The organism is Rhodococcus sp. APC 3903, from assembly GCF_030407755.1.
In the GTDB taxonomy this organism is placed as follows: Bacteria; Actinomycetota; Actinomycetes; order Mycobacteriales; family Mycobacteriaceae; genus Rhodococcus_F; species Rhodococcus_F erythropolis.
The window spans coordinates 1-667 of the sequence record NZ_JASDCV010000100.1 but is presented as its reverse complement, the minus strand read 5'-3'; the positions used below and the strand labels follow the sequence as shown (position 1 = coordinate 667).

The window sequence follows — 667 nt, the reverse complement described above, 5'->3', positions numbered from 1 at the left end:
TGAGGGGATTGACCAAGGTTTACGGACCGACGAAAGCGGTGGACGATTTGTCGTTCACGGTCAAGCCGGGCATCGTGACGGGCTTCCTGGGCCCCAACGGTGCCGGTAAGTCGACGACGATGCGGATGATCCTGGGTTTGGATCAGCCGACGTCGGGTGCGGCGTTGATCGACGGCAAGCCGTACCGCGAGCTCAAGACACCGCTGCGGACGGTGGGCGCGTTGTTGGATGCGAAGTGGGTGCATCCCAATCGCAGTGCGCGGGCGCATCTGCAGTGGATGGCTGCTTCGAACGGGATCCCGAAGTCCCGCGTCGACGAGGTGCTCGGGTTGGTCGGGTTGTCCGAGGTGGCGGGCAAGAAGGCCGGCGGGTTCTCGTTGGGTATGTCGCAGCGTCTCGGGTTGGCGGGTGCGTTGTTGGGTGATCCGAAGGTGTTGTTGTTCGACGAGCCGGTCAACGGTCTCGATCCGGAGGGCATCGTCTGGATTCGTAAGTTCATGCAGCGGTTGGCGGCCGAGGGCCGCACGGTGCTGGTGTCGAGTCACCTTCTCTCGGAGATGGCGTTGACGGCGGAGCAGTTGGTGGTGATCGGTCGGGGTCGGTTGATTTCGGATTCGACGGTCGCGGAGTTCGTGGATCGCTCGTCGGAGTCGACGGTGCGCGTGCG

At 63.7% G+C, this 667-nt stretch carries 1 protein-coding gene; it reads left to right on the top strand.

Features of this window, described 5'->3' with window-relative positions; translation table 11 throughout:
- The coding region (locus tag QMA15_RS32705) for an ATP-binding cassette domain-containing protein (RefSeq protein ID WP_070386820.1) at positions 1 to 667 on the top strand (667 nt) is incomplete at both ends.